Annotated in this window: 17 protein-coding genes and 3 tRNA genes; 8 read left to right on the top strand and 12 right to left on the bottom strand. The window is 43.2% G+C overall.

What is annotated here, in order from left to right:
• Window positions 1–82 precede the first annotated feature (82 nt).
• The 7 genes from LU276_RS07000 to LU276_RS06970 all read right to left on the bottom strand — a co-directional run bounded on the left by LU276_RS07000 (window position 83) and on the right by LU276_RS06970 (window position 3,360).
• Window positions 83–1,429, bottom strand: coding sequence for a wax ester/triacylglycerol synthase family O-acyltransferase (locus LU276_RS07000; protein WP_284673145.1), 1,347 nt, complete (start codon window positions 1,427–1,429; stop codon window positions 83–85).
• Complete coding sequence (locus tag LU276_RS06995) at window positions 1,407–1,532, bottom strand: hypothetical protein (protein ID WP_284673144.1); 126 nt, start codon at window positions 1,530–1,532, stop codon at window positions 1,407–1,409. Before LU276_RS06995 ends, LU276_RS07000 begins: the two co-directional genes overlap by 23 nt.
• Complete coding sequence (locus LU276_RS06990; protein WP_284673143.1) at window positions 1,529–2,338, bottom strand: thiazole synthase; 810 nt, start codon at window positions 2,336–2,338, stop codon at window positions 1,529–1,531. Before LU276_RS06990 ends, LU276_RS06995 begins: the two co-directional genes overlap by 4 nt.
• Window positions 2,339–2,560: 222 nt before the next feature.
• Window positions 2,561–2,636, bottom strand: a tRNA-His gene (locus LU276_RS06985).
• A gap of 27 nt (window positions 2,637–2,663) precedes the next feature.
• Window positions 2,664–2,740: transfer RNA gene (locus tag LU276_RS06980), tRNA-Arg, on the bottom strand.
• Between the two features lie 70 nt (window positions 2,741–2,810).
• Window positions 2,811–2,887: transfer RNA gene (locus LU276_RS06975), tRNA-Pro, on the bottom strand.
• 158 nt (window positions 2,888–3,045) lie between these two features.
• The gene (locus tag LU276_RS06970) at window positions 3,046–3,360 is read right to left on the bottom strand and encodes a rhodanese-like domain-containing protein (RefSeq protein ID WP_284673142.1); all 315 of its coding nucleotides are present in this window, start codon (window positions 3,358–3,360) and stop codon (window positions 3,046–3,048) included.
• Window positions 3,361–3,544: 184 nt separating this feature from the next.
• On the opposite strand from LU276_RS06970, the gene LU276_RS06965 reads away from it, so the two are divergent.
• The 8 genes from LU276_RS06965 (at window position 3,545) to sppA (ending at window position 13,254) form a co-directional block, all read left to right on the top strand.
• Window positions 3,545–4,114 carry a DNA-3-methyladenine glycosylase I gene (locus LU276_RS06965; protein WP_373627752.1) on the top strand — a complete coding sequence of 190 codons (570 nt, stop codon included), beginning with the start codon at window positions 3,545–3,547 and terminating at the stop codon, window positions 4,112–4,114.
• 154 nt (window positions 4,115–4,268) lie between these two features.
• Window positions 4,269–5,897 carry a CTP synthase gene (locus tag LU276_RS06960; RefSeq protein ID WP_284673140.1) on the top strand — a complete coding sequence of 543 codons (1,629 nt, stop codon included), beginning with the start codon at window positions 4,269–4,271 and terminating at the stop codon, window positions 5,895–5,897.
• Between the two features lie 129 nt (window positions 5,898–6,026).
• Window positions 6,027–6,890: a 3-deoxy-8-phosphooctulonate synthase gene (kdsA, locus tag LU276_RS06955; RefSeq protein ID WP_284673139.1), complete on the top strand. Its 864-nt coding sequence runs from the start codon at window positions 6,027–6,029 to the stop codon at window positions 6,888–6,890.
• Between the two features lie 102 nt (window positions 6,891–6,992).
• Window positions 6,993–8,309, top strand: a complete 1,317-nt coding sequence (gene eno, locus LU276_RS06950; RefSeq protein ID WP_284673138.1) for a phosphopyruvate hydratase — start codon at window positions 6,993–6,995, stop codon at window positions 8,307–8,309.
• Window positions 8,310–8,345: 36 nt separating this feature from the next.
• A complete protein-coding gene (locus tag LU276_RS06945; RefSeq protein WP_284673137.1) occupies window positions 8,346–8,747 on the top strand; it encodes an FtsB family cell division protein in 402 nt (133 codons plus the stop codon).
• Window positions 8,748–8,888: 141 nt separating this feature from the next.
• Window positions 8,889–9,623, top strand: a complete 735-nt coding sequence (gene ispD / locus LU276_RS06940; RefSeq protein ID WP_284673136.1) for a 2-C-methyl-D-erythritol 4-phosphate cytidylyltransferase — start codon at window positions 8,889–8,891, stop codon at window positions 9,621–9,623.
• Between the two features lie 28 nt (window positions 9,624–9,651).
• A complete protein-coding gene (locus tag LU276_RS06935) occupies window positions 9,652–12,066 on the top strand; it encodes a ComEC/Rec2 family competence protein (protein WP_284673135.1) in 2,415 nt (804 codons plus the stop codon).
• A gap of 162 nt (window positions 12,067–12,228) precedes the next feature.
• The gene (gene sppA, locus LU276_RS06930; protein ID WP_284673134.1) at window positions 12,229–13,254 is read left to right on the top strand and encodes a signal peptide peptidase SppA; all 1,026 of its coding nucleotides are present in this window, start codon (window positions 12,229–12,231) and stop codon (window positions 13,252–13,254) included.
• A gap of 60 nt (window positions 13,255–13,314) precedes the next feature.
• On the opposite strand, the gene LU276_RS06925 is transcribed toward sppA, so the two are convergent.
• The 5 genes from LU276_RS06925 to mrcB form a co-directional block, all read right to left on the bottom strand.
• Window positions 13,315–13,629, bottom strand: a complete 315-nt coding sequence (locus LU276_RS06925) for a CopG family transcriptional regulator (protein WP_284673133.1) — start codon at window positions 13,627–13,629, stop codon at window positions 13,315–13,317.
• A 258-nt stretch (window positions 13,630–13,887) separates the two neighbouring features.
• Window positions 13,888–15,486, bottom strand: coding sequence for a bifunctional phosphoribosylaminoimidazolecarboxamide formyltransferase/IMP cyclohydrolase (gene purH / locus LU276_RS06920; RefSeq protein ID WP_284673132.1), 1,599 nt, complete (start codon window positions 15,484–15,486; stop codon window positions 13,888–13,890).
• Between the two features lie 266 nt (window positions 15,487–15,752).
• Window positions 15,753–17,060 carry an NCS2 family permease gene (locus LU276_RS06915; protein ID WP_284673131.1) on the bottom strand — a complete coding sequence of 436 codons (1,308 nt, stop codon included), beginning with the start codon at window positions 17,058–17,060 and terminating at the stop codon, window positions 15,753–15,755.
• Between the two features lie 194 nt (window positions 17,061–17,254).
• On the bottom strand, window positions 17,255–18,211 hold the full coding sequence (gene prmA, locus LU276_RS06910) for a 50S ribosomal protein L11 methyltransferase (protein WP_284673130.1): 957 nt from the start codon (window positions 18,209–18,211) through the stop codon (window positions 17,255–17,257).
• A gap of 158 nt (window positions 18,212–18,369) precedes the next feature.
• On the bottom strand, window positions 18,370–20,778 hold the full coding sequence (gene mrcB, locus LU276_RS06905; protein ID WP_284673129.1) for a penicillin-binding protein 1B: 2,409 nt from the start codon (window positions 20,776–20,778) through the stop codon (window positions 18,370–18,372).
• Between the last annotated feature and the right edge of the window lie 100 nt (window positions 20,779–20,878).

Raw genomic sequence — 20,878 nt, 5'->3', positions numbered from 1 at the left:
AAAAACTGTTGGTATTGCTAATCAAGAATCAATATGCTTGGTTTTTGATTTGTGTGGTGTGTATGGCGTTGATACTGCTTGCTTACTTGATGTGCTGTTCATATATTGACAGATGTGATTCTATCAAGTGGGGTAGCTGTTCAATATCGGGCAAGGCGGTGCGACAAGCGGTGATGCCAAAGTCTAGTGTATCTTGATGATTGGTTAGCGTAATGTTTAGTGCTTGTCCATCAAAAAGCACTGAAGCAGGAAAAATACTTGTCAGGCGTGCCCCATGAAGATATAGTGGCTGGGTGTCGCTTGGTACATTGGAGATGATTAGATTAAATGCTTGTTTGGTAGGGTGAAATCTGGTGGCAAGGTTGATGCCTGCCCAGCCATAAGTCAGAGCACTGTAATTGATGATTTGTGCTGGATTCATGCGAAGAAAGCGTTTTTTGCTTTGATTGATGCTTTGACTGATGGTGTGTAAGCGAATAATGGGGTCTGGCTCATGGGTGGCAAGATTGGTCAATAAAAATGACAACTGATTGCCCAAACTGCTGTCATCTTGACGCAAACCAATGGGCACAAATGCAAGCAAAGGCTTGTTCGGTAGGGCGTTTTTTTGATTTAGATAATCTCTTAATGCTCCAGCACACACTGCCAAAATAACATCGTTGGTCGTTACCGAATGGTGCTGAGCCACTGCCAAGAATCGATGTTTGTTCAGTGAATGAATGATTAGGGTGCGTTCGTTACTGATGCGTTGGTTGAGCATTGAGGGCGGTGCATCAAAAGTGCTGATGGTATGTGAGCAATGACGATGTTTAAAGTTGCGTACGATCTCACGCATAACAGGTTTGATGGTGCCAATCTGCTCTTTGATGATGGATGTGATGGACTTGCGGATGGGAAGTGCGGTGCGATATTTGGTGGTTGATGACCAAAATGGCTGTTGAAATGGTTCATCTGGCGAGCTACTAAAAGAGCGTTCTAGTAGTCGCATGGCAGCAACACCATCTGCCATGGCGTGGTGAGCCTTAAGATAGATGGCAAAACGCTTAGGGCTGTTAGCAGACTTTGCTGACAACCCTTCAATAAAATGCAGCTGCCATAGTGGGCGGTTGCGGTCTAAGATGATGCTGTGCTGATGTGAAATGTAGGTCATTAGCTCATCATCGCTTCCTGTGTCAAGCCTGATGTGTCTAAAATGATGGCTGATATCAAATGTTTTAACGGTATTCCAAAAAAGATAGTTTTTTAGGACTTGATTAAATGGGAAGCTGGGTGCGGATTGATTATTTTTGATTTTTGTGATCAAATCATTAATGAAGTTATCATCAGCAGATTGTGGTATGTCAAATAAGCACAACCCTGAAACATGCATAGGCTGTTTTGCCGATTCTAACAACAAAAATAATAAATCAATAAGGGATAAAGGACGCACGCAGATTTCCTAGTTGACGCAGTCTAAACGGTAAAGGTAAGTTACCAATCAAGTTTAAATCTTGATTGGCGGTTGGTTGCAAAATGGCTAAAACTTTCATCATTGAAAGAAGTAGCCTGTCTGAGGCGAACTGGCGACAGCCATTTTGCGAGCAGGCATACGACCTGCCAAGAAAGCCTGACGACCTGCATGAATGGCATTTTTCATGGCGTGTGCCATCATCACAGGGTTTTGGGCGTGTGCGATGGCTGAGTTCATCAGCACACCATCGCAGCCAAGTTCCATGGCGATGGCGGCATCAGATGCTGTGCCTACGCCTGCATCGACCAAAATAGGCACATTGGCATTTTCAATGATGAGGCTTAGCGTGTGGCGATTAAGCAGTCCTAGCCCTGAACCAATTAAGCTACCGAGTGGCATCACTGCAACACAGCCTATGTTTTCAAGTTCTTTGGCGATGATGGGGTCGTCTGAAGTATAGACCATGACATCAAAACCATCATCAATCAGCACACGAGCCGCCTTTAAAGTTTCGGTAACATTGGGGTATAAGGTTTTTTCATCGCCTAGAACTTCAAGTTTGACCAGATTATGCCCATCAAGCAACTCACGAGCAAGTTGGCAGGTGCGAATGGCACTATCAGCATCAAAACAGCCTGCAGTATTTGGCAAAATGGTGTAGTCTTTTGGCGAGATGACATCTAGTAGGTTTGGCTCTCCTTTATTTTGACCAATATTGGTGCGACGAATGGCAACTGTAACAATCTGACTGCCACTGGCTTTGATGGCGTTGCTTGTCTCGGTCAAATCTTTGTATTTGCCCGTGCCAACAAGTAGGCGTGATGAAAAAGTGCGAGAACCAATATGGAAGGTGTCATTAGCCAAGGGGTTTTGGGTTATTTCGCTCATAAAAAACTCTAAGTGATTCTAAAAATTTGCATTAGTATAGCAAATTTCTTGATGATTTTTTTGTAAAAATGCTAAATTTTATGGCTGTTTTTACCAAGAAATCCGAATCACTCAAACAGGTTGGATGTGTGTGGTGGTAGATGCAATGTGTGTTTAAGGTGTTGTGGTGAGTATAAAAATATAAAAAACCTGCCGACTATATAGTGGGCAGGTTTTAAGATATGGGGTGAATGATGGGACTTGAACCCACGACAACCGGAATCACAATCCGGGGCTCTACCAACTGAGCTACATCCACCATATTAACTGACTGGCAGCAGGCAAATGGCGCGCCTAGCAGGATTCGAACCTGCGACCACCTGCTTAGAAGGCAGATGCTCTATCCAACTGAGCTACAGGCGCTCTAGTGGCTTAATGTTAGTTATGATAAATCGACATTTACTAACAAAAAAAGCCGTTAAGGCTTTAAATATGGTCGGAGTGGAGGGATTCGAACCCCCGACCCTCTGGTCCCAAACCAGATGCGCTACCAAGCTGCGCTACACTCCGTTTTTAACTTAGCAGATTATCTTTCGATGTCTGCCGTCGTTGTGGTGCGTATGATACAGCTAAGTGCCATAGGTGTCAATTAAAATTTTAAAAAAAGTGATAAAAAATTTATAACATTATGATTTATAACAACTTTTTTATGGATAAAAATTCATTGATTATTCACTGGTCTCGGTGATGATGGTCATGCCGTGTGCGATTGCACCACGAGTACCGCCAATCAGGTGAATGATGTTGCGTGTTGGGTAAAGTTCATTGAGATATGAACAAGCACGAGCTGCTTTTGTGCCACCGCCACATAGCACATAAATATCTGCCGTCGTGTCAGTTGGCAGGTATTCTGTCAATGCGTCTATCGGTGCGTTTTTGGCGTGCTCGATATGACCAAGATGATAGCTTTGGGCGTCTCGGACATCTAAGATGATTTTATCTACGCTGGGGTTAAATTGCTCAATGGGTAGTTCTTTAATCATGATTTTCTCCGATTTTAGTGGTTTAAGTGATTGAAAATATTAAAATTTTAGATGCCAACAATCAATAAACTTGCCAAACATTCTGATAAGATGCACAATATATCAAATAGATGGGTGTGCAATGCTCACCAAGTTGCTTACTCTACCATAACCATAAAGCTACGACAAGACAACCAGAATGAATATGACAACAACAAAAATACGCTGTAACTGGTGTGGACAAGACTCTCTATATCAAGCCTATCATGATAACGAATGGGGTGTGGTGTGTCATGATGATGAGCGACTTTTTGCCATGTTGTGCTTGGAGGGTATGCAAGCGGGGCTTAGTTGGATTACGATCCTAAAGAAGCGGGAGAATTATTATCAGGCTTTTGATGGTTTTGATGCGTCTAAGATTGCTCAATATGATGATGAAAAAATCAATGAGTTGATGAGTAATGCAGGCATTATTCGCCATCGTCTAAAAATAAAAGCCATCATTGCCAATGCCAAAGCCTACTTAAAAATCAAAGAGAACCAGTCATTTAATGATTATGTGTGGGGTATCGTGGTATGCCATCAAGATAGAACACCTTTGATTAATCATCCAAAAACAGCAGAAGAGATTCCTACAAAGACGGCCGCCAGTATCGCCTTATCAAAACAGCTCAAAAAAGATGGTTTTAAGTTTGTTGGTCCTACTATTTGTTATGCCTATATGCAGGCGTGTGGTATGGTCAATGACCATGTGGCTGATTGTGATTTTAAATGATTGAGTTGGTCATCATAATGTACAAAGTTGCAAGTCTAAAAATGGATTTTAATCAAGGGTGTGATTATAATAAGGAGAAAAAATTTTATTCGCCCCTATATTTTTTTGGCAAATTTTAGTAAAATTCGGTTTTACCAGTAAGTGATGAATTCTTATGACTAAATTTATTTTTGTAACAGGCGGTGTGGTTTCATCTTTGGGTAAGGGCATTGCGGCTGCATCATTGGCATCTGTGCTTGAGGCTCGTGGTCTTAAAGTTACCATGACAAAGATGGATCCTTATATTAATGTTGACCCTGGAACGATGAGTCCATTTGAACATGGTGAGGTATTCGTTACCGAAGATGGGGCGGAGACCGACCTTGATTTGGGTTATTATGAGCGTTTTTTGAGACGCTCAAAGATGAGTAAGGCGAATAATTTTACCTCTGGTCGCATTTATCAGACTGTACTTGCCAAAGAACGCCGTGGCGATTATTTAGGTAAGACCGTACAGGTTGTACCACATATCACCGATGAGATCCAAAGTCGCATTTTGGCATCTGGGGAAGGTTATGATGTGGCGATGATTGAGATTGGCGGTACAGTAGGCGATATTGAAAGCCTACCTTTTATGGAGGCGGTGCGTCAGCTTATGGTGAAACTTGGGCGTGAAAATACCATGCTCATGCACCTAACCTTACTCCCTTATATCTCATCAGCCAGTGAATTAAAAACTAAGCCAACTCAGCACTCAGTTAAAGAGTTGCTATCCATTGGCATTCAGCCTGATATCTTGGTGTGTCGCACAGAACACGATGTGGATGCAGATACTCGTCGTAAGATAGCAATGTTTACCAATGTGTCAGAGCGTGCCGTTGCTGTATGTAAAGATGCTCGTAGCATCTATGAGATTCCACGCACTTTTTATGAGCAAGATTTGGATGATTTGGTATGTGAGCGATTTGGCTTTGAGTTACCAGAGGCGGACTTGTCTGATTGGGATAAAGTGATTGATGGTCTGTTTGATGCCGATGGCGAGATTGTCGTGGCGATGGTGGGTAAATATGTTGAGCTACCTGATGCTTATAAGTCGGTCAATGAGGCTTTATTGCACGCAGGTATTCACAATAAAACCAAAGTGAAAATTCACTACATTGATGCCGAAAAACTAGAGACCGAAGCCAATCTAATGGGTGAGCTAAAAGCGTGCGATGCTGTGCTTGTGCCTGGTGGTTTTGGTGAGCGTGGCACTAAGGGTAAGATGATGGCGATTCAATATGCTCGTGAGAACAACAAGCCTTATTTGGGCATTTGCTTGGGTATGCAGCTTGCGGTTATTGAGTTTGCTCGTAATGTTTTGGGCTTGCAGGCGAACTCTACTGAGTTTGACCGTAAGGCTACAGACCCCATCATTGGCTTGATTACCGAGTGGCTTGATGAAAAAGGCGAATTGCAAATCCGTTCTGATGATAGTGATTTGGGTGGTACCATGCGTCTAGGTGCTCAAGAAGCACAGTTGGTATCAGAATCAAAACTTGCCAAGATTTATGGTGCCGTGAACATTACTGAGCGTCATCGCCATCGCTATGAAATGAATAACCGCTACATTGAGCCATTAGAGCAAGCGGGAATGAAAATTTCAGGTTATTCTGCCAAACAGCACTTGGTTGAAGCGGTTGAGATTGACAATCATCCTTGGTTTGTGGCGGTGCAATATCACCCAGAGTTCACAAGTTCGCCTCGTGGCGGTCATCCGTTATTTAATGGCTTTATTAAAGCAGCCATGGATGTCAAGGGCTAATCAAATCAAGCATGTCAATGAATGATTGGTATGCTTTTTAATCAGTGATTAACTAGCTTTAATGAGTTAATTAGGGTGGCTTAATAACAAGCCGGTCATTAAAATTAAGCAAGAAAAGGATAAATAGTCATGACACAGTCATTATCCACACCGCAATCACACATCAATGTTGCAGGCATCGAGATTGGCAACGATAAGCCTTTTGTACTATTTGGTGGCATGAATGTGCTAGAAAGTCGAGAGCTTGCCTTTGAGATTGCAGAGACTTATATTGATATTTGTCATCGTTTGGGTATTGGCTATGTATTCAAGGCAAGCTTTGATAAGGCGAACCGCTCGAGCCTGTATTCATTTCGTGGTCCTAGCCTTGAGACAGGTTTAACTTGGCTTAATGACATTAAAGAAAAATATGGCGTTCCCATCATCACTGATGTACACGAGCCTTATCAAGCTGCCCCTGTAGCGAAAGTGGCAGACATTATTCAGTTGCCTGCATTTTTGAGTCGTCAGACTGATTTGGTGAGTGCAATGGCAAAGACAGGGGCGGTCATTAACATTAAAAAAGCCCAATTTTTAGCACCACATGAAATGTCTCATATTATCAATAAATGCCTAGAGGCGGGCAATGATAAGATTATTTTATGCGAGCGTGGCACTTCATTTGGTTATAACAACTTGGTTGTTGATATGCTTGGCTTTGATATCATGAAGGGTATGAATGTGCCGGTATTTTTTGATGTTACTCATTCCCTACAAGAGCCTGGCAAGCGAGCTGATAGTGCAGGCGGTAGACGCCATCAAATCACAACGCTGGCTCGTGCGGGCATGGCGACAGGACTGGCAGGACTATTTTTGGAAGCACACCCAGACCCTGATAATGCCAAATGCGATGGCCCTTGTGCTTTGCATCTAAATCAGCTGGAGTCTTTTTTGTCTCAGATTAAGCAGTTGGATGAGTTGGTTAAAGGCTTTGAGGCGTTAAATACATATTAACCATGGTTGACATAGGTAACATGGGTGAATATTTATGTTATACTATGACTTATTTTGTTTGACCTATCATTAAATTTTCCTAACCAAACTAAGGAACATATCATGTACGCTGAGAACTATGACAATCAGTTAGAAATTAAAGACATTGTTGCTCGTGAAATTTTGGATTCTCGAGGCAATCCTACCATCGAAGCTGATGTGGTATTAGCAAATGGTGTGGTAGGTCGTGCATCTGCCCCAAGCGGTGCATCAACAGGCTCAAGAGAAGCACTAGAGTTAAGAGATGGTGATAAAGCTCGCTATCTAGGCAAGGGTGTTAAAAAGGCCATCACCAATGTCAATAGTCAGATCAGAAGTTCACTGCTAGATAAGCTAATCACCAATCAAGCAGAGATTGATAAGATTCTCATCGAGCTTGATGGTACAGAAAATAAAGGTAATCTTGGTGCGAACGCAACTTTAGCCGTGTCTTTGGCAGCAGCTCGTGCAGCAGCAACTGCTCAAAACCTGCCTTTATTTCAATATATCGCCAACCTGCGTGGACAGACTGCACTAACAATGCCTGTGCCGATGATGAATATCCTAAATGGTGGTGCTCATGCGGATAATACTGTTGATATTCAAGAGTTTATGATTGAGCCTGTGAATTTTACCAGCTTCTCTGAAGGCTTGCGTGCAGGAGCAGAGATTTTTCATGCCTTAAAATCAGTCTTAAAATCTCAAGGTTTGAACACGGCAGTAGGTGATGAGGGTGGTTTTGCACCAAACTTGCGTTCAAATGAAGAAGCCATCACCGTTATTCTAAAAGCAATTGAACAAGCAGGCTACACCGCAGGCAAAGATATTTATCTTGCATTAGACTGTGCATCAAGTGAATTTTACAAAAACGGTCAGTATGTGCTAGAGGGTGAGGGTAATAAAGCATTTACTAGCAATCAGTTTGCTGATTATTTGGCGGGCTTGGTGCGTCAATATCCGATCATCTCTATTGAAGATGGCTTGGATGAATCCGATTGGGAAGGTTGGGCATATCTGACCAGTATTTTGGGCGATAAGATTCAGTTGGTTGGTGATGACTTGTTTGTAACCAATCCAAAAATTCTAAAAGAGGGTATTGATAAGAATATCGCTAATGCCATTTTGATTAAGTATAACCAAATCGGAACGCTGTCTGAGACGCTAGATGCCATTTATCTTGCCAAAGAACATGGTTATGCCACTGTCATTAGCCACCGTTCTGGTGAGACTGAAGACGCTACCATTGCTGATTTGGCTGTTGGTACGGCAGCAGGTCAAATCAAGACAGGTTCGCTATGCCGTTCTGACCGTGTGGCTAAGTACAACCAACTGCTTCGCATTGAGCAGATGGTAACGGCAAGCTATCGTGGTCGTGAAGAATTCATCGGACTTCGTGGTTAATTGAGTACTGTTGTGGGAAGTACGACAAAAAGACCTATGCTCACCGTAACAACCAAGCGACTTGGCACGGTGGGCTATTTATGCCTGATTGTCTTTGCTGTGGTTGTACTGGTTCTCTTGCAGTATCAGTATTGGCATGGCGAGAGTGGTCATGCTAACTTAAATCTACTCAATGAACAAATCGCCAAACAGCTAAGTATTAACAGCGAGCAAGCCCAAAAGAACAGCCTACTGCGTGCTGATGTGCGTGATTTAAAAACTCAAACATCCGCCATAGAAGAGCATGCAAGAATTGATTTGGGGCTAATTAAGTCTGGCGAGACTTTTTTTCAGCTGTCTAATTCACCCATTACTTATAGTCGGCAGATGATTACAAGTGATGAAGTGGATGCGGTTGAGCCTGTAGATGGCTTGGTAGAAACGGATTTGGATCATTAGCATGGATAATATAAGATTGGCAAGTTGCCAGTCTTATTTTTTTCGCTGTTGTTTTTTTGTATTCTAGAAGATGTATGGGTGGCGGTGTGTGGTATGTTCTTATCAATGATGAACCATGTGATTTAAGGTTGGTGGTTTTATATGCTGGATGATTTAAAAAATACCAATAACAGCACTGACGCAGTTCATGCTTTAATGGTGGCGGCAGGTAGGGGTTCTAGGTTTGGTTCAGATTTGCCCAAGCAATACCTTTTATTAACAGATAAGACAGTGCTTGAAGAGAGCTTGGCTTGCCTAGATGGTGATGGCATTGATGATTTGACTTTGGTCATTGCTAAAGATGATACATATTTTGATAAGCTGAATCTGACTCGTCAGCGACCGCTATTTGTTGGTTTTGGTGGTCTTGAGCGCTGGCAGTCGGTGCACTCAGGCGTATCGTTGATCCGTGCTCGTGATGGGCGTGATGATGACTGGGTGGTGATTCATGATGCAGCACGCCCTTGTTTACCAAAGGCGGATTTAACAGCGTTACTGACCGCCTTAGAAGTGTGCAATGCGGATGCGGCAATACTGGCGACACCTGTGGTAGATACGCTAAAGCAAGTATCTTGTGAAGGTTTGATTGAAAAAACAGTGGATAGAAGCACGCTTTGGCAGGCACAAACTCCGCAGGCGTTTCGCCTAAAAACACTCGAGATGGTGCTAGATAAAGTAGCGGAGTTGGGGCTTGATATCACTGATGAAGCCAGTGCCTTTGAAATGCTAGGGTATAGGGTGCAAATAGTGCAGGGTTCAAGGCTTAATATGAAGCTTACTTATCCTGATGATTTGCCATTACTGCGGTTGATACACAAACAATTAACCGATGAATAGATGAGTTGTCCTAAGTTGTAAGGTATATATGCCAAGTTTTTTAAGTGCGTTGATAATTGCCATCATGCTTGGGGTGCTTGCTGTCATGCCAACTGTGGCGGTTGGCGATGATTTATCAACATGGCTACTATCTCCTTATGCTAATGGCATACTGTCGGCACTGCTGATGTGTACGGTGATTGGTTTTGGTTGGTTGCTAAGACACGCTCAATCAATGAAGGGTGTGTTATTTGCATTGTTGTTTGTTGTGTTGACAAGTTTGTTTGTTTTTCGTGCGATGATGGCACACCATGAATTTGAGCAATCAACCATATCACATAATCACACCGTTACTGCTACGGTGCATATAGATGACATCAGTGATACTGTATATGATGATTTAATGGGTGGTAACTATCGCCAAAAGGCGGTCATCACTGATATCAAACCTGTTTTTCAACTTAATCGCCATGCAGATGATGCACTGATGGCAACCAACCCTTTTCATGTGCAAGCTGATGACCAACTGTATGCTACGCCAAACAGCATATCGTCAGATGATTTACCCTTGCCTGCTCAGATGACGGTGCTTTTGACGGCAAGGGTAAATCCTTCTGGGCATTTAATAAATCTTAATCAATTAGCACCGAATATAAAAGCACGCATGACGCTTGTGCTAGAACCCATTGCCACTCAAAAAAATGCTAGCGGTTTTGATGGCAATATCTGGCTACGCACCAGACATATTCATGCGATGGCACAAGTTATCGCCATTGACAGGGTGGAAGTCATACAACCAAACTCACTAATGAGCCATCTTGAATCACTACGCCAACAGCTACGAGTGCATTTTTATCAAGATTGGCAGTCTTTAAGTTTGGCTAAGCAACAAGCAAAAGCTGTGACATTAAGCCTATTAACAGGCGATAGAGCACTCATTAGCACACAGACAAAATCTTTATATCAACTGGCCGGCATTTCACATTTGCTAGCAATTTCTGGTACGCATGTGGTATTTTTGGCATTGATACTGGCGTCATTGGTAACATGGTTGGTGGATAAGATTGCCCCTAGTGTTTATATGCGTACGCCAAGATGGCAGATTCGGCTGACTGTTATGTTGATTGCTAGCATGGGTTATGCCTTGTTCACGGGATTTGATGTGCCTGCCGTGCGTACGGTGTATATGCTAGCGGCATTAGCATTAACTCGCTATTTTGTGCTACCGTTGTCGGATTTGAGCTTGCTTTGTATTGTGGGGCTAATCATGGCATGGCTTGATCCTTATGTTTTATGGCAGGCGGGATTTTGGTTGTCATTTGTGGCGGTCTTGTTGCTCATGCGTTATGAGAATGTCTGGAGTGATGGCACGGTGCAGGGTTGTGGTTATTTTGCCAAAATTCGCGCTATTTTGTTGTTACAATGCTGGCTATTTGTGGCGATGCTACCATTGTCAATTTTATTTTTTGGCAAAGTATCTCTTTGGAGTGTGCCAGTTAATTTGGTCGTGGTTGGGCTTTTTGGTGTTGTTATCGTTCCGATTAATTTGGTTGCAGGGGCAATATTTACATTTTCATCAAGCATTGCTGATGTACTATGGAGACTGTCTTCTACAATTTTGTTGTGGCTACATGAGGCGTTAGAACTCTTGCTCGTGGGTGATTCTTGGCTGTATGCACCATTTGGGGCGGCGGGGTTTGTATTATGTGTGCTTGTATCTATCCCACTGATGACAAGAGTGCTACCAAGATCATTATTATTACTACCTGCATCGGCACTATGTTTTATGGTCATCAATCATGTGCTAGGCGTACCATTGAATAAAGATGGTCGTGCCGCGGCAATCTTGGTGAATGCAGGGCATGATTATTTGGGAGCGGTGCTGATTAAGCATGAATCTGGGGCATGGCTATTGCTATCGGACTATGGGGTAAAATCACTTGGAGAGAGACAGGCAGATGTTTTAATTGGCGAGCTTCGGCGGAACAGCATCAATATGCTAACAGGTGTCATCACTCAGACTCCAAGTACAAAGTTGCCATTATTAGTCGCACGACTACAACAGAGCATTCCGATTGGACAATATTGGCAGGCAGGGCGTTCTAATGAGACGCTCAGTCAGCTGACTGCTATGCCTTGTCAAGTAGGGCAAGCCTATCAATCTCAGGCGTTATCTGTGCGTGCCATCACAGGCTGGCAGTATATCAATGATGAGTCGGTGTGGGGCTGTACCATTGAGATGGTATCAGATGTACCCATTTCCCTGCCAGATAATGAGCAAGACGAGTCAACTCATGTCTCTCGGCTTGTCATCAATGGCTCTACGCACAAAAATACTTGGGTGCTGTGGCGTGGGCTTTGTGAAAATGATGCAACACTTGCTTCGCCTAAAGCTGGGGCGTGGCTGTCTCATCCAATGGCGGTGGCGGACATACAGGCCATTGATATGCTATTTGATGATTAGGTGGGTATGTAGAATGAACGAATGTTGCTTGTTTAAAATCTACTAGATACTAGGATATTTAAGGCTTTTGAGTTACAATGGGTGCTTTATTATCACAACATTTATATCACAAAACAATGGCGGTTATCGCCTATCAATATATATTTATAGGAAAAAAACATCATGGTTTGGCCACCTAATCCTCATCAGTCGCCCTCATCTTCAGCAAATACCCCTAAGTCATCGCCCACATCACCTGAATGGCAACTCATCGAAAAAACCATGATGGCGGGCATTGAAGAGCAAAAGAGAGCTCGTCGTTGGAGCATATTTTTTAAATTATTAACTTTTGCTTATGTGGTGTTTTTTGTGTTATTTTTGGGTAGGGGCTGTACAACAACTAACACTAAAGCAGGTGTGCCAATGGGTATTGGTGAGCCACATTTAGCGGTGGTTGATGTACAAGGGGCGATCATGCCAAATAGTGAAACCAGTGCACATCATATCAATGCTGCCTTGCAAGAAGCATTTGAGAATACCAATGCCAAAGCGGTGGCACTGGCTATTAATTCGCCTGGTGGTTCGCCTGTGCAGTCTGATGAAGTATGGCAGATGGCAATGGAGCTAAAAGCAGAGTATCCTGATAAAAAACTTTACGCCATCATTGGTGATACAGGTGCATCAGGAGCGTATTATATCGCATCGGCGGCCGATGAGATTTGGGTAAATCCATCTAGTTTGGTTGGCTCTATCGGTGTGATCATGTCTGGGTATAATATTGAGCGACTGTTGGATAAGGCGGGCATTGCTGATCGTACTTTAACCGCGGGCGAATACAAGGATATCTTATCCATGTCAAGACCGATGAATGAGATTGAGCGTACCCATGTGCAGAGTCTGCTAAATGATACGCATCAAAATTTCATTGAAGCGGTTAAAAAGGGTCGTGGAGATCGCCTAAAAAACCCTGAGCAAAATCAGATATTTACAGGGCTATTTTGGACGGGTAAGCAGTCTGTTGAGCTGGGTTTGGCAGATAAGATTGGTGGTATGTCGCAACTAGAAAAACAGCTAAAACTGGAATCGGTGAATTATAGCTATATTGACCCTGTTAAGCAGTTTTTTGACCGTTTTGGGGTGCAGATGGGTAAAGGTCTGGGGCAGGGAATTAAGATTGGTATTTTGGGACAAGATGCACAGTTGCAATAACAAGCACCGCCATCAATAAAAAACGCACTTATTAAAGTGCGTTTTTTATTGATTTATGGCCTAAGTGATGGATTGGTCTAAGTCGCAGTTTTTATTGACATCAGCCAGTGCTTCATCGATGATTTTTTGGCTGACGCCTTTTTTGCGTAACTTTTCAATAAATAGCACATCATCCGCTAAGTTGTAATTACAGTTATCACGGTCTAGCCCTTGACGAATGTATAGACGAATTAAGCCTTGAATGCGATTAAAACCATGTGTACCAGCCGTCTCTTCTAGATGACTGATGATTTCTTCAGACAGTCGCAAATGCACGGGACGCATGACGACTTCTGGGTGATTGGAAAATTTGTTTTTAATCTTTGGGGAAATCATAGGGTCTTCTTGATTTTGTTTTGATGGAATAAATTGCTACATTCTATCATAAAATGATGACAAAAACACCTTAATTTTCCTTATACAAGAAAACTTGTGCCAATATTTTAAACTAACTTTATAATGCGTATACAGATGATTTTATGAGTTGGATTGTTATTTTAGGTGCTTGACTATTACTGTCATACAAAATAAAATAAAAATTCCGCCAGTATGACGGAACTTTTATTTTGTTATTGACTGATGATAAATAATCAATCAGTGGCGGAAATGACGCATACCAGTAAATACCATGACGATGCCGTGTTCGTTAGCGGCGGCGATGGTTTCATCATCACGCATTGAGCCACCTGGCTGAATGATGCACTTGATGCCAGCAGCAGCGGCATTATCAATGCCATCTCGGAAGGGGAAGAAAGCATCTGATGCCATGACCGCACCTTCAACAGCAAGCCCTGCGTGTTCAGCCTTGATGGCAGCGATGCGAGCAGAATTGACACGACTCATTTGACCTGCACCAATACCGACAGTTTGACGGTTCTTGGCATAAACGATGGCGTTGGATTTAACATATTTTGCCACTTTCCAAGCAAAGATAAGGTCGTCAAGCTCGGCTTCTGTTGGTGCTCGCTCGGTAACAACACGCAAATCATTCTTAGTAATCATGCCCAAATCTTGGTCTTGAATCAACAGACCGCCATTGACACGCTTGTAGTCAAGCTGTGCAGTACGCTCAGTAGGTTCTGGCAATTCACCACAAACCAACACACGCACATTTTTCTTGGTGCCTGTGATGTCAAGTACGCCATCAGCGATGGCAGGGGCAATAATAACCTCAACAAATTGACGCTCAACAATGGTGCGAGCGGTATCAACATCTAGTTCACGGTTAAAGGCGATGATACCACCAAAGGCAGATTCTGGATCGGTCTCATAGGCAAGGTTGTATGCTGTTAAGATGCCATCGGTTGATAGTGCTACGCCACAAGGGTTGGCGTGCTTAACAATGACGCAAGCAGGCTTGACGAATGATTTGACGCATTCAAGAGCTGCATCGGTATCAGCGATGTTGTTATAAGATAGCTCTTTGCCTTGTAGTTGTTTGGCGGTGGCGACCGATGCTTCTTTGGCGTTTGCTTCAACATAGAAGGCGGCTTTTTGATGTGGATTTTCGCCATAGCGTAGATCTTGGGCTTTGTTTAATTGCGTGTTAAAGGTGCGAGCAAAATCAGCCGTTGGTGTGGCGTCCTCACTTGGGTGGGTGGCGGTGCTGTTTAATCTTGCCCCAAAAAATGAAGCAATCATGCCATCATAATTTGCGGTATGTTCAAAGGCTTTTACCGCCAAATCAAAACGAGTGGCGTAGCTGATATTGCCCGTGTTGTTAATTTCATTTAAGATGCGAGCATAGTCGGCAGGATTGGTGATGATGCCGACATGAGCGTGGTTTTTGGCAGCAGAACGCACCATTGCAGGGCCGCCGATATCAATGTTTTCAATGGCGTCAGACATTTTGACATCAGGCTTGGCAACCGTAGCGGCAAATGGGTAGAGATTGACAGCGACAATATCTATGCGGTCAATGCCATGAGCGGTCATGACTTCATCATCAATACCACGACGACCCAATATCCCCCCATGAATCTTTGGGTGTAAGGTTTTGACACGACCATCCATCATCTCGCTAAATCCTGTGTGCGATGAGACTTCAATGGCATTGATGCCTGATTCGGTTAATAGTTTAAATGTACCCCCAGTAGACAAAATGCCAAAGCCTGCATCAATCAGTCCTTTGGCAAAGTCGATAATTCCTGATTTATCTGACACTGACAGCAGTGCAAAACGCTTAAAACTCATAACTCACCTTATAAAAATGGTTGAACATCCAGTTAAACACCCAGTTGAATATCTGGCTTAATATGCCAATTACTGCTTAAGCATATACGAGATTTAATAATAGCATTTTGACGGGGTTTTATAAAGGGGTGATGAGTGCTTATATGCAATTTTCTGTGTTTTATGCCATGTTTTTATTGTGTGCTAGATGGGCTTGTTTGCCTGTTAATAAAAAAAGTCCAGTCAATGATGGCTGGACTTTTTGCTTGCGACTGTTCTTGGCTAACTTAGCCTACCCAGATAAATTTGATGATAAATAGCAAGGAAACCACAGCAACAGGTGCATTGATTTCTTTATAACGATTTGTGGCGATTTTCATGACACAGTAGCTAATAAATCCAAAAGCAATCCCTTCGGTGATGGAGTAGGTAAATGGCATCATCGCTGCCGTAATAAAGGCAGGCGTGGCTTCGGTCAAGTCTTCCCAACGCACTTTAATAAGACTGCTTGCCATTAAGATGCCAACGAAGACCAGTGAGCCTGCGGTGGCATAGGCAGGAACGATGCTTGCCAAAGGCGAGAAGAAAATGGTGAGTAAAAACAAAACACCTACCACGACAGCTGTCAGCCCTGTACGACCACCCACTGATACACCAGCACCACTTTCAATATAAGTACTGATGGCAGATGTACCCATATATGAACCAACTACGGCACTGGTGCTGTCCACCAATAAAGCCTGTTTCATTTTGGGGAATTTGCCGTCCTTATCGGCAAAACCCGCCTTGTCAGTAACAGCAATCAGCGTACCTGATGAATCAAATAAGTTGACGAGCATAAACGAGAAGATAATCCCGAGTAATGCCACATCTAACGCCCCTACGATATCCACTTGTCCGACCACAGGGGTTAAGGCAGGTGGTAGGGATAGAATCTGCCCTGTAAACTGAACACGATCATCAAAGATGAGTGCAAGGGCGGTAACAATCACAATGGAGACAAGTACGCCAGAATGACGACCTTTGGCAGCCATTGCCACGATGATAAAAAAGCCAAGTACGCCCATTAGGAGTGTTGGTGAATGTAGATTACCCACAGTAACAAGTGTTGCTTCATTTGGTACGATCAACCCCATGTTTTTAAAGCCGATGAGTGCAATGAATAGCCCGATGCCTGCACTGATACCAACACGCAGACTCAAAGGAATGCTTGCCATCAGCCAATAACGCACCCCAAAAATGGTGAGTAAGAATAATCCTACCGACCCCCAAAAGATTGCTCCCATGCCTGTTTGCCATGAGTAGCCAAGTTTTGAGACGACAACAAAAGCAAAAAAGGCATTTAACCCCATCGCAGGGGCAAGAGCAATGGGTAGGTTGCTAAATAGACCGATACCAATCGTACCAAAGGCAGCGATTAAGCAGGTGGTAACAAAGACGACCTGTGTATCCATGCCTGTCACGCCCAAGATGGACGGATTGACAAAGACAATGTACACCATGGTAAAAAATGTGGTGATGCCTGCGATGAGCTCGGTCTTGGCGGTGGTGTTTTTTTCGGTAAGATGAAAGAAGTTATCTAAAAAAGTTTTCATTGGTAGTCCAGCAGATAAGACGAATTAAAAGAACCAATGAAAAACAAAATGTTTTGTTTTTCTGATGAATTGTAACAGATTGGCAAGATAAAGACAAATTAAAAATACAATAAGTTGAGCAGGTGGTCATTAGGTGTGCTTTTGCTTATCTTAAGCCTGTATTAGAGAAAAAAATTTGGCTTTTAATGCCCAGATTAAAAGCCAATATGATGATGCGTAAGGTGGTGTTGTTTTTTAATGCCAGATAATCGGTGCCAATGATGATCGTCTGCATGTTTATAATTAAAGGCATCATCAAGCGTAAAATATGGTGTATAAGCATCAATGACTGATTGGGTCTGATTGGAGATTAGACCTGCCAACACAATGCTACCGCCATTTTTTAGGAGTGAGTTAAAATATGGTGCAAACTCAATGAGGGGCTTGGCTAGGATATTGGCAGTAATGGTATCTGCTTGTAGCTGATGGCTTTTTTGATAGTCGCTAAATTCGGTTGGCAAAAAGACGGTGAGTCTATCAGCCACGCCATTTAGTTTAGCGTTTTGAGTGGTGGCTAAGATTGCTTGTGGGTCAATGTCCACCGCAAATACTGCTTTTGCCCCAAGCAGTAGTGCCGCTACACCTAGCACACCTGAGCCACAACCGTAGTCAATGACGATTTTATCGGTTAAATCCTGTGCTGACAACCAATCTAAGCATAGGCGAGTGGTGGCATGATAACCTGTCCCAAAGGCAAGACCAGGGTCTAAGATGAGATTGATGGCGGTTGGGTCAGGAGCGTCTAGCCATTCAGGAACAATCCATAGGTTGCCTGCACATTGAACAGGTTGATAATGAACCATCCATTCACGAGACCAATCTTTATCATCAAGACGAGTTGTCCAAAAACGAGTTGCACCTACTTCGGCAGCGATGCGACTTGCCATGCCTTCAAAGTCTGTGCCAGCAAAACGGTCGTCAGAGTTGGTGTCAAAAATCGCCGTCATGACCACATCTCCCCATAATGGCTCTTCACCAGGTAATGGTTCAAATAAAGGCTCATCTCCTGCATCTTCTAGGATGATAGAAACCGCCCCTTCTTCATAAAATAAAGCTTCGGCAAGCTCAACTTTATCTTGTGAACATTGCAGGTGTAGTTGTTGCCATGACATAATTTTCGCCTTAAATTGATGAGTGAGAGCTAAGTTTGTGATAGATTTTGGTTATTATAGCAGATATGGCAGGCTTTGTCGCTTGCGGTATTGCCATTTGTATCACGATGTTGTTCGGCATTGAGACATCATGATGGATATATCACAAGGTGGTTGGCTTAGTATGCCATACTCTCGTTCTCTATTAAGTCTATTTGTTCATTTGGTGCGTGCCGATGTTCTTGGGGTGCGACACTCTCTTCGCCATAGCCATCGTGATACTCTTGATGAATCATGTCTGTATCTATCCAGCCATTTTCAACATATGCCACATCATTACCAAATCCATCAATGACGCAATTGGCGTATTGAGCAGGTGTGTACTGGCGGATGATGGGTAGTCGTACGGCGTGCTGACAGTATTCTTGGGACAAAAGACCTGTGCCATTATCCAACCATTGCCATTCGATACCGCTAGGCTGGTCAAGTTGGACGGGTGTATGGTTGAGCGACTGCATGAAGCGTCGCCAAATGGGTAGGGCGTGAGAGCTACCTGTCAATCCCAAGGGTTTGTTGTTATCAAGTCCAACCCAGACTACCGAGACATAATTACCACTATATCCTGCAAACCACGCATCACGACCGTCATTGGTTGTGCCTGTTTTGCCTGCCAGATTTAAAGAGCTGTTAAAATTACCCGCCTTTGCCGTGCCTTGAATGAATACCTGTTGCATGGCATAGTTGGTTAGATAAGTGGCTTCAGGCGATAGGCGAATTTGGGTGCGTTGATCGCTGTTTTGGAGTATGACGCCTTTATCATCAATGACTTTATTGATGGTGTGTAATGGTGTACTAACACCACCTGTAGCGAAAATCTGATACACACCCAGTATGTCCATGGCGGTCAAATCTACCGCTCCAAGTAGTATTGATGGGTAGGGTGGTAAACTTTGGTTGATGCCTAGTGCTTGTAGTTGTTTTTGAAAATTATGCAATCCAAATTCCATGCCAAGATTGACCGCTGCTTGATTGTACGAGTGGGCAAGGGCTTTGGTTAGTGGCGTTGCTCCGTGTGAGATGCCACCATAGTTTCTTGGTGTCCAAGACTGCCCATCAATGTTGTAGTTAGTAGGGCTATCATCGACACTGCTGGCTAAGTTGTAGCGTCCCGATTGCAGAGCGGTTAGGTAGATGACAGGTTTTAATAATGAGCCGACTTGTCGCTTAGCGTCAATGGCACGGTTAAAACCTGTAAAATCACCACGCCCACCTACCAACGCAACCACCTCACCTGTGTTAGGATTGGCACTGACCAAGGCGGCTTGTAAGGGGTTTTTTGTGCCATTGATGACGGCGTTATTGGCATGATTTTGGGCGATGGGGTCAAGCGTTGAGATGATGCGAAGCCCTCTGTTTTGTAGGTCCTCTTCTTTATAATATGCTTTTAACTCTCGAGAAATGGCATCAAAAAAATCAGGAAAACGACTTTTGGCGATAATCGGAGTTTTTACCACATCTAAGGGTTTTTGGATGGCATTATCATACTCACTTTGGCTGATTTTTCCTATGGTGAGCATATTATGCAAGACGGTGTTTCGTCTGTCGGTGGCACGCTTTGGGTGTTTTTTTGGGTTGTAATAACTAGAGCCTTTGGCAATGCCAACCAATAAAGCGTATTGGTCTAAACGCAACTCAGAAAGAGGCTTGTTAAAATAAAACTGTGAGGCAATCCCAAAACCGTTTACTGAGCGATTGCCATTTTGTCCTAAGTTAATCTCATTAAGATAGGCTAGTAAAATCTCATTTTTGTCATAATGCAGTTCAAGCAGTAGTGCCATAATGGCTTCATTGGCTTTTCGCTTTAAACTGCGTTCTGAATTTAGATAAAAATTCTTGACAAGTTGCTGTGTGATGGTTGAGCCACCTTGTCTTTGACCACCTGTCAGATTGGATAAAATTGCACGAGCTGTACCACGCAAGGATATCCCATGATGCTCATAAAAGTTACGATCTTCGGTAGCGATAAGTGCATCAATTAAGTGCTTGGGCAAGCTGTCTTTGTCAAGTAAGATACGGTCTTCATTGTTTTGGGGGTAAATACCGCCCACATTGACAGGCTCTAGGCGTAGCATGCCTTTGGTGGTGGGGTGACTGGTCTGAAGACTGGTAATTTTCCCATTAGAAAAGCTGATTTTGATGGTCTGCTTAGGTTCTATATCGCCATCGCCATAATCAAAACCACGAGTGTAAATCGTGTAGGTTGCCCCTTGCTGTTGATAACCACCTTGTTTGGTGCTGTTTTTGGTATAGTTGAGTAGTTTTAACCAGCTGTCAAGGTCGGTCTGACTAAGTGGTGCATTGGGTGAGAGTTCAAGTGGGCGAGAATAAACCGTTGCAGGAATATCCCAGCGACGATTTTCAAATTTATTGATGATGACACTGTTTAAATAAAATACATAAAGCCCAAGTAAAATCATGGCGGCGAGTACGACCACTAGCACGATAAAGCCTAAAACCGAGCCTTGCTGTTGTTTTGGAGTGTGGTTGTCCAAATGGCTGTGTGGAAGATGGGGGGGCTTAGTGAGCATAAACAGACCTTTATAATCAATGAGATAAACATACTAGCGATTTGTTGATATTTTATCAAGTACTAATTGATTGTTGATTAAAATGATTGATGGCGTGCAT

The organism is Moraxella haemolytica (assembly GCF_030177935.1).
Lineage (GTDB): Bacteria > Pseudomonadota > Gammaproteobacteria > Pseudomonadales > Moraxellaceae > Moraxella > Moraxella haemolytica.
This window is presented reverse-complemented; position numbering and strand designations above follow the sequence as displayed.

Bases quoted from the DNA above. Each gene is read 5' to 3' on its own strand.
- LU276_RS06995 (WP_284673144.1), bottom strand. From the start codon at position 1,532: ATGATGAAAGTTTTAGCCATTTTGCAACCAACCGCCAATCAAGATTTA.
- LU276_RS06990 (WP_284673143.1), bottom strand. From the start codon at position 2,338: ATGAGCGAAATAACCCAAAACCCCTTGGCTAATGACACCTTCCATATT.
- LU276_RS06970 (WP_284673142.1), bottom strand. From the start codon at position 3,360: ATGATTAAAGAACTACCCATTGAGCAATTTAACCCCAGCGTAGATAAA.
- LU276_RS06965 (WP_373627752.1), top strand. From the start codon at position 3,545: ATGACAACAACAAAAATACGCTGTAACTGGTGTGGACAAGACTCTCTA.
- LU276_RS06960 (WP_284673140.1), top strand. From the start codon at position 4,269: ATGACTAAATTTATTTTTGTAACAGGCGGTGTGGTTTCATCTTTGGGT.
- kdsA (WP_284673139.1), top strand. From the start codon at position 6,027: ATGACACAGTCATTATCCACACCGCAATCACACATCAATGTTGCAGGC.
- eno (WP_284673138.1), top strand. From the start codon at position 6,993: ATGTACGCTGAGAACTATGACAATCAGTTAGAAATTAAAGACATTGTT.
- LU276_RS06945 (WP_284673137.1), top strand. From the start codon at position 8,346: ATGCTCACCGTAACAACCAAGCGACTTGGCACGGTGGGCTATTTATGC.
- ispD (WP_284673136.1), top strand. From the start codon at position 8,889: ATGCTGGATGATTTAAAAAATACCAATAACAGCACTGACGCAGTTCAT.
- LU276_RS06935 (WP_284673135.1), top strand. From the start codon at position 9,652: ATGCCAAGTTTTTTAAGTGCGTTGATAATTGCCATCATGCTTGGGGTG.
- sppA (WP_284673134.1), top strand. From the start codon at position 12,229: ATGGTTTGGCCACCTAATCCTCATCAGTCGCCCTCATCTTCAGCAAAT.
- LU276_RS06925 (WP_284673133.1), bottom strand. From the start codon at position 13,629: ATGATTTCCCCAAAGATTAAAAACAAATTTTCCAATCACCCAGAAGTC.
- purH (WP_284673132.1), bottom strand. From the start codon at position 15,486: ATGAGTTTTAAGCGTTTTGCACTGCTGTCAGTGTCAGATAAATCAGGA.
- LU276_RS06915 (WP_284673131.1), bottom strand. From the start codon at position 17,060: ATGAAAACTTTTTTAGATAACTTCTTTCATCTTACCGAAAAAAACACC.
- prmA (WP_284673130.1), bottom strand. From the start codon at position 18,211: ATGTCATGGCAACAACTACACCTGCAATGTTCACAAGATAAAGTTGAG.
- mrcB (WP_284673129.1), bottom strand. From the start codon at position 20,778: ATGCTCACTAAGCCCCCCCATCTTCCACACAGCCATTTGGACAACCAC.